Raw genomic sequence first — 14,473 nt, 5'->3', positions numbered from 1 at the left:
AAACTTGCTGAAACTCAGGAGTCTTAATATGCGTAATTTTGATCTCTCTCCACTTTATCGTTCTGCCATCGGCTTTGACCGCCTGTTTAACCTGCTCGAAGCGAACCAAAACCAGAGCAACGGCGGCTATCCTCCGTACAACGTCGAGCTGGTCGATGAAAACCACTATCGCATCACCATCGCGGTAGCCGGTTTCTCTCAGAGCGAACTGGAGATCACCGCCCACGATAACGTGCTGATCGTGCGGGGCGCCCATCCGGAAGAGCAGACCGAGCGTAAATACCTGTATCAGGGTATCGCCGAACGTAATTTCGAGCGTAAATTCCAGCTGGCCGACCACATTGTGGTACGTGATGCCCGCCTGGAAAACGGACTGTTAAGCATCGATCTTGAACGCCTGGTACCGGAAGAAGCGAAACCACGTCGTATTGAGATTCTGAAATAATCTGTGAAAAACGCCGCATCAGCGGCGTTTTTTTTGCCTTCAGGATTGCGTTCGCATCGCTAAACGCTGGCTCACTACCCCACCAAACACGTTCACCAGTAATCCCAGAACAATTACCGTGGCGCCCAGCATCTGCTGACCCGACAGATGCTCATCCAGCACCAGCGCGGCGGTGATAATTCCGACCACCGGCACCAGTAACGACAGCGGCGCAACGCGCCAGGTTTCGTAGCGGCTAAGTAAATTTCCCCAGATCGCATAGCCTATTATAGTGGCGATAAACGCCAGATAAATTAACGCCAGTATCGTCTGTAGCCCGATATGCAGCAGGCTGTTGATGATGACAGCCTGGCCGTCAAACAGCAGCGAGCAGGCAAAGAAAGGGACGATAGGCACCAGCGCGCTCCAGACCACCAGTGACATAATGGGCACCTTGTGGTTACGCATAATGATCTTATTGGTAATGTTGCCCAGCCCCCACGACAGCGCCGCTGCCAGCGTCAGCATCATCGTCGTCAGGGTGATGCCGGCCGTGGTCTGCCCCGCCATACCCGCCGTGGCCAGCATAAACATCCCCAGCGTGGCGATAATAATCCCGGCGATGTGATTCCAGCGCAGCTTCTCTGCCAGCAGCAACGCACCCAGCAGCAGCGTAAAGAACGCCTGCGCCTGCAGCACCAGCGATGCCAGTCCGGCGGGCATCCCCAGCTTAATCGCCAGAAACAGAAACGCGAACTGACCAAAACTGATGGTCATGCCGTAAACCACCAGCCAGCGCAGCGGAATGGGCGGACGGCGAACAAAAAAGATGGCGGGAAAGGCCACCAGACTGAAGCGCAGCCCGGCCAGCAAAAAAGGTGGCATTCCCTGCAGCCCCAGCTTAATCACCACGAAATTGACGCCCCACGCCACCACCACGCACAGCGCTAACAGCATATCTTTTACCGACATCAGGTGCTCCTTGTGCCGCCTCAGGCGGTAACCGCCACCGGCGTCGCGATATCCACACAGCAGTCGTCACCAACAATGCGAAAATAGTCCTCTGCCGCCAGCGCAATCGACTTCTCCAGCGCGCCCGCGTTAAACCACAAGGTCCCGACCTGTTGCAGCCGCGTATCGACCCGCAGCGCCAGCCGGTCATCAAAACTAAACGGCGGCACCGCGCCCATGACACAGTCGGTCAGCGCCTGCGCCATCTCCGGCGCGGCGAAGGCGGACTTCCTGCCGCCAATGGCACGCGCCGCGCTTTTAAAATTGATCCGGCAGTCGCCCGGCACAATCGCCAGCAGGTAACGCGCATCGGCCCCCTCCGGCATGCTGACCTCCAGCACCATCGCTTTGGCCGCCTGACTGAGCGCATTACCGCGCATCTGACTGATCAGATCGGTCTGGCCCACTGCCTCATGTTCCACCACGCGGTAGTTCGCCTGATGCTGATCCAGCAGCGCGGTGATTTTTTCAAACGTCGTCATTTCCCTCTCCTTCTCTGGCGCAACCTGAACTAACTCCAGGCGATGGCGTGCTTCATTTTTTTATCGGTCAGGCCGAAAAAGAAGCCCATGGTGATGCGGGTATCGCCTTCAACCCGGTCGATTTCGTGATAAAAAGCGGGGTTAAACAGGTAGATATCGCCGCTACGTGGCGAGAACTCACAGGTTTCACTGCCCGCGATCACACCGCTGCGGTAGCCCAGTTCACCGATGGTTTTGAACTGCTCATCCTCCGGCGACCATTTTTTGTTGTAGATGCGCAGCGCGCCACCCGCGTTGCACTCCTGCAGGCAGATCACGCAGCTAAGCTGATGCAGGATCTGCGTCACCACCAGACCACTGCTGGCAGCATCGCGCACGATGTTGTCGTTATGCAGCGGATTCGCCACGCCATCGGCATGAAAGCGCACTATCGAACCGGCATAGTCACCGCGGCCCGGCTCGTGCGCGGTGTGCAGGCTCTCCAGCCGCAGCGCATGTTGCACCCAGTGGTAGATCTGTTCGCGCAGAACGCTCAGTGACGGCGGCAGCGACGACTGAATATCGCGCAGTTCTGTAAAATAGTTGTCCGGCGCGGCCGTATGTTTTGCCAGATAAGGACCAAGCGTCGTCAGCGCACCGTTGGGATAATGAGAGACGCGAATCTTCTCCCGGCAGCGCTGGAGATCCGCCACCACCGCCTTGCGGACGTCCGGCGTGAGGAAGTTACGCAGCACCAGCAACGGCACCCGTGCCGTCACGATGTCATCCAGCCAGGTCGACTCCACAAACATGTTGGGATTAATCACGCGGAACTGATTGAAAATAGCCATGTTTCTCACTCCCTAAACGGTATTTCATAGAGTTCATGATTGTTCATGCGCCGCCAGTTGCCAGCGCTGCCTGGTATTGCCACCGGTTCAGACGCGATCAGCGTACAATCGTCCTGTTGCCGAAAATGCATCGTGAAATAGTCGGGATACGGCGTATCGTCGGGATGCCACTGCCACGCCCAGGCCTTGTCGCGGGTAACCACAATGGCATTGCCGGCGCTGCCGCCCGGCTCAACCTGCGCCATTTTCCCCCGCAGGTAGTCGCGGGTGAAATCGGCCGGGGTGACCTGATCCACCAGATAGCGCAGATACTCTTCAGAATCGAAGCGTGATTCCGTCAAACCAAGCTGGCGATAAATCGTCGGCAGATAACCGTTGTGCATCATGTACCAGCGATGTTGCGCACTGTTGCACCACAGCGGATGAGAAAATTCCAGCCCCTGATTTTTACTCAGGGTGGCATGGCGCACATGTACCGCCAGAAAGCGGCTGCGCAGCCGATCGACATCAATGCCCGGCAGCGCGTCAGCGAATGCGCCGGTGCCGTGGAGCGTGCGGATCTCGCCCTCCTCCAGCCACAGACAACCCCAGCCGTTAGGATGTTGTTTGATGGGTCCGTCGTGACTGGCGCTCTCGCCGCAGCTCATGGCGCGCGCCGCTTCCAGAATCGCCGCGCTGTCGAACCGGCCATGCGCCAGGATCATTCTGCACATACAATATTTCTCCCTGCCGCCGCGGGCTGCGCGGCGATCACCTGATGAAAGGCCGCCAGAATCGGCTCACGCGCTGCCGCCGTCAGGCAAAAAGTCGCCAGAATGCCCGCGTGGCGGGTCAGATCGGCATAGAGTGACGATCGCGGTGACACCTGCAGCGTCGGCAGCCTGAGGGTCGGTATCAGCTGGCCCTGCTGATGCTGGTCAATCCAGCGCTCAGCCGCCTGCAACTGTGCCGGTTGACGCAACCGTAACTGACCCACCGCCCGCGGCGCGGTGAAGGCAAAGGCCGGTAACACCGCGCCCGCCTCCAGGCCAAAGGTCACCTCTGCCCAGTCAATGCCGGTGGCCTCCTGCACCAGCGTCGCCACACCCATACCGGAAAGGCGGAAGCCCATCTCCAGAAAGTGCGGGATACCGTTCACCAGAATAAAATCAATATGAAAGGCGCCCTGACGATAGCCAAAGGTTTCACAGCAAAAGGCCATCAGGCGGGTAAACGACGGCGGCAGCGCGACCGCGGCCAGCGCCACATGCCCCGACTCACAGAAGCTGATGCAGCCGTCGGCGTCACGATGCCGCTCAATCACCTTCTGACAGCAGGTCAGCGCCTGCGGATGTCCCTGATGCACCACACCCTGTAACGAAAACTCGTCACCCGATAATCCGCTTTCCACAATAAAACCGCTGAAGCCGCGTCCGCCGTAATTCATAGTCTGAACCAGCTTGTTCACTACGCTACACAGCTGCTCAGCCCGCTCAATCAGCCAGATCCCCAGGCCGCCGCCGCCATCCACCGGTTTCACCACACAGGGATAGATCAGCGCCTCTTTCGCATCAAGAATGCTGAGCGGCGAAGCGAAAAAGCGAAACTCCGGCTGCGGAAACGCGGGCCAGGCTTTTTTCAGCGCCATACGCTGCGCATATTTATCCAGCGGGATAAACGCGGCGGGCGCATCGGGTCCGGCCAGCATTTCCCGGACCGTCCGGCACTGGCGTTGTAGGCTTCAAAGCCAGCCAGCACCACCTGCGGATGCGACAGCAAACCGGCGTGCAGATAGGCCTGCATCACCTCCCACGGATTTTCCGGCCGATCGAGGCGAACGATCAGATCAAACGGCAGCGTCAGACTCAGCGACTGGTAATCGACAAAGTCACCCATCTCCGCCAGCACGGTAAAATACCCTTCGCGCTTCGCCACCGCACAGTAGGGATTCTGTCCATCACGGGTCGCGCCAATCTGCAGAAAAATCTTCTTCATCGCCTCGCCTTACCGGACTATCGCCCGGAAATGATTTCAGTCACGGTATCGTTCAGCACACCGTTGTTCACCTGAATCACCGCTTTATGGGGATCAAAACGCAGTACGCGCGACAGCGGATCGGCGCTTTTGCCCTCCAGCAGCGAACTGACCGGCAGGCTCTGCCAGCAGTGGCGCATCTGCGCCAGCGTCATGCCGGAAAGCCGGGTTAACTGCTGCGCCAGCGCACTATCGTCGCTGCGGTTCTCCAGCAGATCGCGGATTGCCGCCTCGTCCAGCGCCAGTTGCTGCTGGCTCAGCCAGTGTCCGAGCTGTTGTCCCTGGGCGAGAAACGGCGAGTAAATCATGCAGATCAGCTGATCTTCGCTGAGATCGAACGCCTCGACGGCGAAAGCCGCCGCCCGCTGGCGCTGGCGCTGGATCGCGCCATCATCCTGATAACGCGCCGCCATTTCATCGATCAGCGGCGGTGGAAAATCTTTCTGCACCATTAAGCCGAGGGCAAAGCGCACATATTCGCGGATGCCTTCCGCGTAATTGCGCTGTAACAGGGTTTCCGCCCGCAGACCGCGCAGGTGGGCCATCAGGGTCGGGTTACCGCAGTCTGACTCGGAGAAGCTGAACATCAGCTCATCAAAACGGAAGCGCATAAATTCACTGAGCAGCGCCCAGTGCGCACCCGCTTCATAGGCGGTGTCCTGATAGATATTGAAAAACAGCGGATCACGCGCCAGCTGATGGGTAATGCGATGCGCCGGTGTCAGTTGATCGGCGCCATAGATTCGGCTGCCATAGCGTTCGGCAACGCCATCCAGCGTCTGCAGGAAGCCACTAAAGCCACGGCTTTTCTCCGCCACCGGGGCATCAAACAGCCGTGACAGATGCCGGGCCCAGGCTACATAGGCCGCCTGCTCCTGTGGCGAGTCGCCAGTGATGATCACATCCACTCCCCCGTCGTAATCCGCCGCCAGGCCAAAGGAGTTCACCATACTGAGATTGCAGGCGTTGCAGAACGTTGAGCGCCCATCCGCGCGAAACCGGTGGCCGTTCATCAGCACATCGCTGCGATTCTGCTGACGCACCGCCTCCGGCATCGGCAGATGCCGGGCGAACGGGCGGATCTGTACTCCATCCACCACCAGACACTCCACCAGCGGATCGTCCTGCATCGCCAGCGATTGATAAACCCGGTTGATGTTCTCCATCACGCTGTCATTCATCGCCGCATGGCGGTTGGTGCTGACGCGCAGGCGAAAGGTGGTACCGCGCTGTTGCCAGAGGATGCCCTGAATATAACGAACATAGGCCACCATGTAGCTGCTGTCTTTCCCCCCGCCATAGGCGAGCAGGACACGATTATTTTCAAGCTGCTGCCGATCGGGTAACGCCGCCAGCAGACGAGCCGAACAGCGCTGCGCAGAGTCGATGATGGCGGGTGAAAGGTACGCTTCAATCTCCTTCATCATGGTGGTCAGATTATTCATTTTTCACTTTTTCCTTACGCGAATAGAATCACTCAATGGCCTGAACGCCTGGGGTCACAGCGGTCGGGCTGGGCGGATGACCATCACGCTCAGCCCCTCTCTCAGACGCACGCCTGCCCTGGCGAAAGATCCGTTTAGCGTCATGAATAATTAAGAGATGCAGCCTAAAGTACTTTGAATGTACTCTGTTGAATATGCACAGATCAGCGCGATATGGGGTGGAACAGATGGCCGATATTGTCGGGGAACAGGAGAGTCAGAGCAGTCGTTACCGCCAGATAGCAGAACAGATCAAGCAGGCGATTCATGCCGGTACGCTGGCACCCGACAGCCGTCTGCCGTCGGTGCGGACCCTGGCGACGCAGTATAACGTCAGCCTCACCACCGCCCTGAAAACATTACGTACGCTGGAGGATGAGCGCTACGCCATTGCCCGGCCTAAATCGGGCTTTTTTGTCGCACCACAGCGCCATCGGCCGCCTCAGTTGCCCGCCGTCAGTGAACAGCCGCGCGCCATCGCCCCACTCGACGAACAGACTGAGCTGCATCTGGCAATGCTCGGTTCCGACTGCCGGGTACGGCTCGATCTGGCGAACGGCGACAGCGCGCTCTATCCGGTAAAGAAGCTCGGCTTACTGATGCGCCAGATGGGCTACAGCAAACCCGCGCTGCTGGGTAACACCGTCAAAGGCACCGGTTATGCGCCGTTAAAAGTGGAGATTGCCCGCCGGGCGGTCGATTACGGCTGCAATATCAGCACTGACGATATCCTGATCACCAACGGCTGCATTGAAGCGATCTCGCTGTCGCTGCGCGCCACCACCCAGCCTGGCGACGTGGTGGCAGTCGAATCGCCCTGCTATTTCGTGCTGCTGCAGATGCTGCATAACCTCAATCTGCGAGTGATCGAAGTCGACGCCGGGCCGGAAGGCTATGTGAATGTCGCGAAGCTCACCGGACTGTTTCAGCGCAAAGCGGTACGGGTGTTTCTGACCCTGTGCAACATTAATAATCCGCTGGGCAAAAGCATCCCAAACGAGCAGAAAGCCTATATCGCGCGTCAGGCGGATGAAAATGATGTGGTGATCATTGAGGACGATATTTTTGGCGATACCGCCTTTGGCGAACGCCGCCCTTTCCCGATGCGCGCCTTTAGCCCGAACGCCATTCTGTGCAGTGGCTTCTCCAAAACCGTGGCGCCCGGCATCCGCATCGGCTGGGTACACAGCGTTAACTACATGCGCAAAATCGCCTCCCTGAAATATACCTCGACCATGGGCACGTCGGTATTGTCGCAGGCGGCGGTAGCCGAGTTGCTGCGCAGCGGCGGCTATGATGCGCATCTGCGCAAACTGCGGCGTGAGCTGGCGCAGCAAATCAGCGCCATGCGTCAGTCGGTGCTGCGGGAGTTTCCGGCGGGAACCCGGGTTTCGGACCCAGAAGGGGGGTATGTGTTATGGGTGGAGATGCCGCCACAGGCGCTGAATGTGCGGTCGCTGTTTCTGAAAGCGCGCAATGCGGGCATCGGCATTGCGCCGGGCCATATTTTCGCCACCGATCAGCGCTACGATCACTGTTTCCGGCTCAACGCCGGTTTTGGCTGGAATGCTGAAGTGGAACAGGCGATACAACAGCTGGCGCAGTGGTGCCAGCTGTCGTTAACCGGGCTGCAGGATTAAGCGTCGCGCCAGGCAGTCTCAACCTCTTCAGCCAGAATCTGCACCGCCCGCTCAATATTCTCCGCATCCGGCACGTAGTTCATCCGCATGCATTGATGGGTGTGTGGCCAGTCATGCTCCAGCCCAGGAAAGAAGAAGTGGCCCGGTACCATCAGTACGCCGCGTGCTTTGAGCCGCTGGTAGAGCATTTCGGTGCTGATCGGCAGATCGCGGAACCACAGCCAGAGGAAAATCGCTCCTTCCGGTTTGTGGATCAGGCAGCGCTCTTCCGACAGATAGCGGCGCAGGATAGCAATCGTCTGCTGCACTTTCTGCTGATAAAACGGCTTAATCACCTCTTCTGACAGGCGCAACAGATCGCCCCGGCGAATCATTTCACCGGCAATCGCCGGTCCGATGCTGCCCGGCGCCAGGCTGATGATGCCGTTCATATTGCTCAGCGCGCCGATGGTTTTCTCGTCAGCGATAATAATGCCGCAGCGCGCGCCTGGCAGGCCGAGCTTCGACAGACTCATGCAGAGAATAATGTTGGGGTTCCACAGCGGGCGAACCTCACTGAAGATGATACCGGGAAACGGTACGCCATAAGCGTTATCGATCAGCAGCGGGACATCATGCTGCTGTGCCAGCGCATCCAGCTGCAGCAGCTCATCGTCAGTGATCACGTTGCCGGTGGGATTGGTCGGACGTGACACGCAGATCAGTCCGATATCGTCATTCATCGGCAGATGTTCGAAATCGACGTGATACTTAAACTGGCCGGCCGGCAGCAGTTCAATGTTCGGTTTAGCCGAGACAAACATGCCCTCTTCCAGTCCGGCATCGGCATAGCCGAGATACTCTGGCGCCAGCGGGAACAGCACGCGCTTTTTGCTGCCATCAGCCCGACGGCCGGCGAACAGGTTAAACAGATAGAAGAAGGCGCTCTGGCTGCCGTTGGTCAGCGCAATGTTCTGCGCGCTGATTGGCCAGCCCAGCTGCTCGCGCAGCAGTTCTGCCAGCGCCTCCAGCAACGTTGCTTTGCCACGCGGGCCATCATAATTGCAGAGCGCCTCGCTGAGCTTGCCTTCCTCATGCATCTGCTGCAACAGTTGCTGAAAATAGTCGTTCATGGCCGGGATTTGCGCCGGATTACCGCCACCCAGCATGATGGTGCCGGGGGTGCGCAAACCCGCGCCCATATCTTCCATCAGACGTGAGATGCCGGAATGTTGGGTAAATTTGTCGCCGAACTGAGAAAAGGACATAGCGGTTAAAAATTTGTGATAGCTAATCGGGGGTCCACCATAACGCCCGCCATCGGCGGGCGCAATGGAAAGGCGCAGGGATTACTTCAGCGCCTGCGGGTTAACACAGTTTTTATCGACCTTGCCACTGAGCGCAGCGATCAGATTATCCACCGCATCCAGCATCATGCCGTAGCGGGTTTCGTGGGTCGCGGAACCGATGTGCGGCAGCGTCACCACGTTGGGCAGCGACAGCAACGGCGAGTCAGTAGGCAGCGGTTCTTTTTCGAACACATCCAGCCCGGCGGCGTGTAGTTTTCCCGCCTGCAGGGCAGCGATGAGCGCATTCTCATCTACCACCGGCCCGCGTCCGGCGTTGATCAGCACCGCTTCCGGCTTCATCAGGGCGATTTGCTCTGCCCCGATCAGATGGTGAGTCTGTTCAGTCAGCGGCAGGCTGATGCAGACAAAATCACTCTGTTCCAGCAGCGTCTCCAGTTCACAGCGCTCTGCGCCAAACCGCGACTGCGCTTCCTGATGTTCCCGCCGCGCGTTGTAGAGGATCTTCATGCCAAAACCAAAGTGGGCACGCTGCGCCAGCGCCATGCCGATGCGGCCCATGCCGAGGATACCCAGCGTTTTATGGTGCACATCGATGCCAAAGCGTTCCGGACCAATGCTCTTCTGCCAGTTACCCGCTTTCACCCAGGCATCCAGTTCCGGTACGCGACGCGCGGTGCTCAGCACCAGCGCCATGATGGTATCGGCAACGGTTTCCGTCAGCACGGTCGGGGTGTGCATCAGCACCACGTGGCGCTGGTTCAGCGCGTCGACATCAAAATTGTCATAGCCGACAGAGACGCTGGAGCAGGCGCGCAGTTTTGGCATTTTTGCCAGTAGCTCACCATTCACTTTCCCGCCTGAGCCCAGCAGACCTTCCGCCTGTGCCAGCGCCTCAGCATGCTGCTGCTGGCTGGCGGGCGACAGGTCACTGATTTCAGTAATGTCAGCGTGCGCTGCCAGGCGGGCGCGCAGGTCATCAGGCAGTTTTTTATACAGAATCACAGCGGGTTTCATTCAGTGGCTCCCGGTCATTAAAACAGTGACGGGCGGCGCTCGGGCCGCCCGGAAGATAAGGGCTAACGTCTGGGCTTACGCTTTCAGGCGTGTTTCGCCCCGTGCAGCGGAGGCGTCGTCTTATTCTGCGCCGGTTTAACAATCAGCGTCAGCCACACTGACACCAGCAGCGCCGATCCCATAAAGATGTAGGAGGCTGACGGACTGCCGGTGGCACCATTAAGATAGCCGACAATCCACGACCCGATAAACGATCCGAGCGCACCCATACTGTTGATCAGCGCCATCGCCCCGCCGGAGACATTGCGCGGCAGCATTTCAGGAATGATGGCGAAGAACGGGCCGTAAGGGGCATACATCGCCGCACCGGCAATCACTAACAGGGTATAGGAGAGCCAGAAGTTGCCCGATCCCAGCAGATAAGAGCCGAGGAACGCCAGCGCGCCAATCAGCAGCAGTGGCCAGACAAACAGCTTACGGTTTTGCGTCTTATCCGAGGCCCAGGATACCACCACCATCGCAATGGTCGCCGCCAGATAAGGCACTGCAGACAGCCAGCCCGCTTCGACCATCCCCATCTGGGTGCCATTACGCAGAATCGACGGTAACCACAGCACGAAACCGTAAACGCCGATGCTCCAGGCGAAATATTGCAGGCAAAGAATAATCACGTTGCGGTTACGGAACGCTTCGCTGTAATTACGCACCGCTTTGATGTTGTCCTGCTCTTTTTGCAGTTCCGCCTGCAGTGCAGCTTTCTCGGCATCGCTCATCCAGCGCGCCTGCGCCGGTTTGTCCTGCACCAGGAACCACCAGGCGACCGCCCAGATTACCGCCGGGATCCCTTCGAAAATAAACATTTCACGCCAGCCGAAGGATTCGATCAGGTAGCCTGACACCACCGACATCCACAGCACCGTCACCGGGTTACCGAGGATCAGGAAGGTATTGGCGCGTGACCGTTCAGATTTGGTGAACCAGTTACTGATGTAAATCAGCATCGCGGGCATCACCGCCGCCTCAACCACCCCGAGGATAAAGCGGATCGCCGCCAGCATCGGAATGTTGCTGACCACACCGGTCAGCGAGGCACAGCCGCCCCACAGGATCAGGCACCAGAAAATCAGTTTCTTAACGCTACGGCGTTCGGCGTAAATCGCCCCAGGGATCTGGAAGAAAAAATAGCCGAGGAAGAACAGCGCGCCCAGCAGAGAGGACATGCCTTTAGTAATGCCGAGATCGTCGTTTATTCCCGCCGCCGAGGCAAAGCTGAAATTGGCGCGGTCGAGATAGGCCAGGCTGTAGGTGATAAACACGATGGGCATGATGAACCACCAGCGTTTTGGCGCGATTGTCTGCGTTTTCATCGAGAACTCCTGTGTCAATATGTGAGGCGCGGGCTACGCGTCGCCGAGTTGCTGACGCGTCGGCAGACCTTCGCTGTCGCCAATCACCTGAATCGCCATCGAACCAATTTTGTTACCGCGCTGAATCGCCTGCGTCAGGCTCATACCTTCCAGCAGCGCACTGACCACCCCAACAGCAAAACCGTCACCAGCGCCCACGGTGTCGACCACGTTATCGACTTTAACCGCGGCAACCTGACCTTTTTCGCCTTCAGCGGTTTTATACCAGGCACCGTCACAGCCGGTTTTAATCACCACCGCTTTCACCCCTTTATCGAGGTAGAAATCGGCAATCGCCTCGGGCTGACGATAACCGGTCAGAATCAGCCCCTCTTTTTCGCCCGGCAGTACCCAGTCGGCGTACTCCGCCAGCAGATTAAGCTGCTTACGCATCTCCTCTTCGCTGCGCCACAGCACCGGCCGCAGGTTGGGGTCGAAAGAGAGGGTTTTACCGCGCGCGCGCATCTCTTTGGCCGCATGTTTCAGTAGCGCCAGCGAACTGTCGGAGATCGCCGCTGCCACGCCACTCAGATGCAGATGGCGGGCAGAGCCAAAATAGTCAGCGTCGAAATCCTCAACCGACAGATGGCTGGCCGCCGAGCCCTTACGGAAATACTCCACCAGCGGATCGGAGCCGTCATCGACTTTGGATTTAAGCTGGAAGCCGGTTGGATAGCGGTTATCGACCGTCACCTGGCGGTGATCGATACCCTCTTTCTCCAGTTGCTGACAGATAAAGCGGCCAAAGGCATCATCGCCAACGCGGCTGACCCAGCCCACTTTCAGGCCAAGACGCGCCAGGCCGGTCGCCACGTTCAGTTCGGCACCCGCCGCACGTTTAATAAAAGTTTCTGCCGCCGCCAGATCGCCGGTTTCACGGGCGATAAACATCGCCATCGCTTCTCCGATGGTGACAACATCAAGCGTACCGTTGTGATGCGTAGTCATCTTCACTCCTCAAACGTTGCGCAGCAGCGACACATAGTGACGGGTGACCGCAATCAGATCGTCGCCTTCCAGCGGAAACTCAATGCCGCGCGGTGCCGTGGCGGGCAGCTGTTGCAGCAGCGCGCGCCACGCATCGCCAGCCTCATCAAGCGCAATTGCCCGGTAGCTGTCATGGTGCGGGATCGCCGCTTTCACATGCACATAACTGACCTGCGACGCCAGCCGTTGCGCGGCCTGCATCGCATCTTCGCCGGTCCAGCACCAGTTGCCCATATCAAACGTCATGCCGATCGGCAGCGCCGCCGCGTGGACCGCCGCAAAAAACTGCACGCTGGGGTCGAGCCTGCCGTGCACCGTCTGGTCATTTTCCACCGTCAACGGCAACGGCGAGTCTGCCAGCAATGATGAAAGCGACGCCGGAAGCGTACCGTTGAAGGGGCCCAGCGCCAGTTTCAGACGTTGTGCGTTTAACTGGCGTGCTTCTTCAAAGTAGTGAGTTATCCGCGGATTTACGTCACCGTCATCACAAAACAGCGTATCCGGCACCGAATAACTGGCGCGCAGCTGATGCTGCGTCACCGCGGCAGCCAGCGCTGGCAGATCGGCCAGCGTGGCGTCATCGAACAGTTCACGACGGATTTCGACACCGTCAGCGCCTGCCTGCTGAATGATCGGCAGCAGTGCAGTCTGACCGCCGAGTGCGGCAATCTGCGTATGGCCGTAAGCGGCAGTCACCACGATAATGTCAGGCTTCATGTTGTGCTCCATCGGGGCGTTTAACTAAGTTCTGTAAAAACCCTAGATGGAACCGGTTCCAAAGCAAAGCAGCAAAGGATGAAATTATGATCGTGCTCACGAAGCGAGCACGCAGTTGACGAGTAAAAGTCTGAAAATCAGATCAGCGGAGCGGCTGGCTGGAGCCACGAACAATCAGTTCGCCAGAGAAGACCTGTTCGCCGACCGGCAGATCGCTGCCTTCAATACGGGCAATGACGCGTTCCAGCGCGCTGTAGCCAATCTGCCAGGTGGGCTGTTTCAGCGTGGTAATGCCGACGCCCGCCAGCGCAGCCCACTCCAGCTCGTCGAAGCCGAGCAGACCGATATCGCTGCCCCAGTGCAGATTGATGCGCTGCAGCGATCGCGCGACCTGCAAGGTCAGCGCGCCGTTCGCCACCATGACCGCGCTGCGTTTACCCGCATGGCGCTGGTGAAAGTCGCGCAGCGCCTGATCCAGCGCGGCGGGCTGATGCAGCGCCAGCTCGGCATTTTCATGCTGCACCTGCGGATGGGCCGCCAGCACCTGGCGGAAAGCCTGCAAACGTTCACGACGCGTATTGACGCTGCCCAGCGGCTCGCTAAGAAACAGCAGCGCCTCGTAGCCGTTATCGACCAGATGACGCGTTGCTGTCTCCGCCGCTTCGGCATTGTTCAGGCCCACTACGTCACAGGGAAAATCGGGGATTTTGCGGTCAATCAGCACCATCGGCAGCAGGGATTGTTGCAGATGACTCAGCACCTCTTCGCGCATCCCCACCGCATTGACCACAATGCCTTCCACCTGATAGCTACTCAGCAGCTGCAGATAGTGCTGTTCCAGGTCCACTTCATTGTTGGTATTACACATCAGCAGGGTGAAACCCTGTTCGCGGCAGGCCGCTTCAATGCCGCTCATCACATCAACCGAATAGGGGTTGGTGATGTCGGCGATGATCAGTCCAATCAGCCGGGTACGGCCACGCTTCAGGCCACGCGCCATCTGGCTTGGACGATAGCTGAGGTCAGCAATGGCCTGCTCAATCCGGGCCTTTAGATCGGCTGACAGAAGATGCAGCTCACCATTGAGATAGCGTGAAACGCTGGTTTTTCCGGTTCGTGCCGCGTGAGCAACATCGCTGATGGTGGCGCGAGGCGGCCTGATTTTCATGAAATATC

The 14,473-nt window shown here is 58.4% G+C and carries 15 protein-coding genes; 2 read left to right on the top strand and 13 right to left on the bottom strand.

All coding sequences use genetic code 11. The features are described 5' to 3' along the window. Nucleotides 1-28: 28 nt before the first annotated feature. Entirely contained in the window at nucleotides 29-445 is a 417-nt protein-coding gene (gene ibpA / locus HA41_RS04980; RefSeq protein WP_046289498.1) for a small heat shock chaperone IbpA, read from the top strand. Between the two features lie 39 nt (nucleotides 446-484). Here the strand turns inward: ibpA and HA41_RS04975 are convergent, their stop codons facing one another. Genes HA41_RS04975 through HA41_RS04950 form a run of 7 tightly spaced genes read right to left on the bottom strand, consistent with a single transcriptional unit; the run spans nucleotide 485 to nucleotide 6,205 of the window. Beyond that, complete coding sequence (locus HA41_RS04975; RefSeq protein WP_094119844.1) at nucleotides 485-1,396, bottom strand: EamA family transporter; 912 nt, start codon at nucleotides 1,394-1,396, stop codon at nucleotides 485-487. A gap of 20 nt (nucleotides 1,397-1,416) precedes the next feature. After that, a complete protein-coding gene (locus HA41_RS04970) occupies nucleotides 1,417-1,917 on the bottom strand; it encodes a YbaK/EbsC family protein (protein ID WP_094119843.1) in 501 nt (166 codons plus the stop codon). Between the two features lie 29 nt (nucleotides 1,918-1,946). Further along, a complete protein-coding gene (locus HA41_RS04965) occupies nucleotides 1,947-2,747 on the bottom strand; it encodes a 2OG-Fe(II)-dependent halogenase WelO5 family protein (RefSeq protein ID WP_094119842.1) in 801 nt (266 codons plus the stop codon). 5 nt (nucleotides 2,748-2,752) lie between these two features. Next, on the bottom strand, nucleotides 2,753-3,460 hold the full coding sequence (locus HA41_RS04960) for a class II glutamine amidotransferase (protein ID WP_094119841.1): 708 nt from the start codon (nucleotides 3,458-3,460) through the stop codon (nucleotides 2,753-2,755). Then, nucleotides 3,448-4,434, bottom strand: coding sequence for an ATP-grasp domain-containing protein (locus tag HA41_RS04955; protein WP_244175090.1), 987 nt, complete (start codon nucleotides 4,432-4,434; stop codon nucleotides 3,448-3,450). The genes HA41_RS04960 and HA41_RS04955 overlap by 13 nt, the downstream gene beginning before the upstream one ends. Continuing rightward, on the bottom strand, nucleotides 4,365-4,721 hold the full coding sequence (locus HA41_RS21310) for a hypothetical protein (RefSeq protein WP_244175089.1): 357 nt from the start codon (nucleotides 4,719-4,721) through the stop codon (nucleotides 4,365-4,367). Before HA41_RS21310 ends, HA41_RS04955 begins: the two co-directional genes overlap by 70 nt. A gap of 17 nt (nucleotides 4,722-4,738) precedes the next feature. Continuing rightward, nucleotides 4,739-6,205: a hypothetical protein gene (locus HA41_RS04950; protein ID WP_094119840.1), complete on the bottom strand. Its 1,467-nt coding sequence runs from the start codon at nucleotides 6,203-6,205 to the stop codon at nucleotides 4,739-4,741. A gap of 227 nt (nucleotides 6,206-6,432) precedes the next feature. On the opposite strand from HA41_RS04950, the gene HA41_RS04945 reads away from it, so the two are divergent. After that, the gene (locus HA41_RS04945) at nucleotides 6,433-7,884 is read left to right on the top strand and encodes an aminotransferase-like domain-containing protein (RefSeq protein WP_094119839.1); all 1,452 of its coding nucleotides are present in this window, start codon (nucleotides 6,433-6,435) and stop codon (nucleotides 7,882-7,884) included. On the opposite strand, the gene HA41_RS04940 is transcribed toward HA41_RS04945, so the two are convergent. From HA41_RS04940 to HA41_RS04915, 6 genes are all read right to left on the bottom strand, one after another. Beyond that, nucleotides 7,881-9,131, bottom strand: coding sequence for a valine--pyruvate transaminase (locus HA41_RS04940; RefSeq protein WP_094119838.1), 1,251 nt, complete (start codon nucleotides 9,129-9,131; stop codon nucleotides 7,881-7,883). The genes HA41_RS04945 and HA41_RS04940 overlap by 4 nt on opposite strands. A gap of 81 nt (nucleotides 9,132-9,212) precedes the next feature. Next, a complete protein-coding gene (gene ghrB, locus HA41_RS04935; protein WP_094119837.1) occupies nucleotides 9,213-10,187 on the bottom strand; it encodes a glyoxylate/hydroxypyruvate reductase GhrB in 975 nt (324 codons plus the stop codon). 83 nt (nucleotides 10,188-10,270) lie between these two features. Then, nucleotides 10,271-11,554: an MFS transporter gene (locus tag HA41_RS04930; RefSeq protein WP_094119836.1), complete on the bottom strand. Its 1,284-nt coding sequence runs from the start codon at nucleotides 11,552-11,554 to the stop codon at nucleotides 10,271-10,273. Nucleotides 11,555-11,587: 33 nt separating this feature from the next. Beyond that, nucleotides 11,588-12,541, bottom strand: coding sequence for a sugar kinase (locus HA41_RS04925; RefSeq protein WP_094119835.1), 954 nt, complete (start codon nucleotides 12,539-12,541; stop codon nucleotides 11,588-11,590). Between the two features lie 9 nt (nucleotides 12,542-12,550). Continuing rightward, nucleotides 12,551-13,297 carry a sugar phosphate isomerase/epimerase family protein gene (locus tag HA41_RS04920; protein WP_094119834.1) on the bottom strand — a complete coding sequence of 249 codons (747 nt, stop codon included), beginning with the start codon at nucleotides 13,295-13,297 and terminating at the stop codon, nucleotides 12,551-12,553. Between the two features lie 142 nt (nucleotides 13,298-13,439). After that, entirely contained in the window at nucleotides 13,440-14,465 is a 1,026-nt protein-coding gene (locus HA41_RS04915; RefSeq protein WP_094119833.1) for a LacI family DNA-binding transcriptional regulator, read from the bottom strand. Between the last annotated feature and the right edge of the window lie 8 nt (nucleotides 14,466-14,473).

It is taken from the genome of Pantoea conspicua (assembly GCF_002095315.1).
Taxonomy (GTDB): domain Bacteria; phylum Pseudomonadota; class Gammaproteobacteria; order Enterobacterales; family Enterobacteriaceae; genus Pantoea; species Pantoea conspicua.
This window is presented reverse-complemented; position numbering and strand designations above follow the sequence as displayed.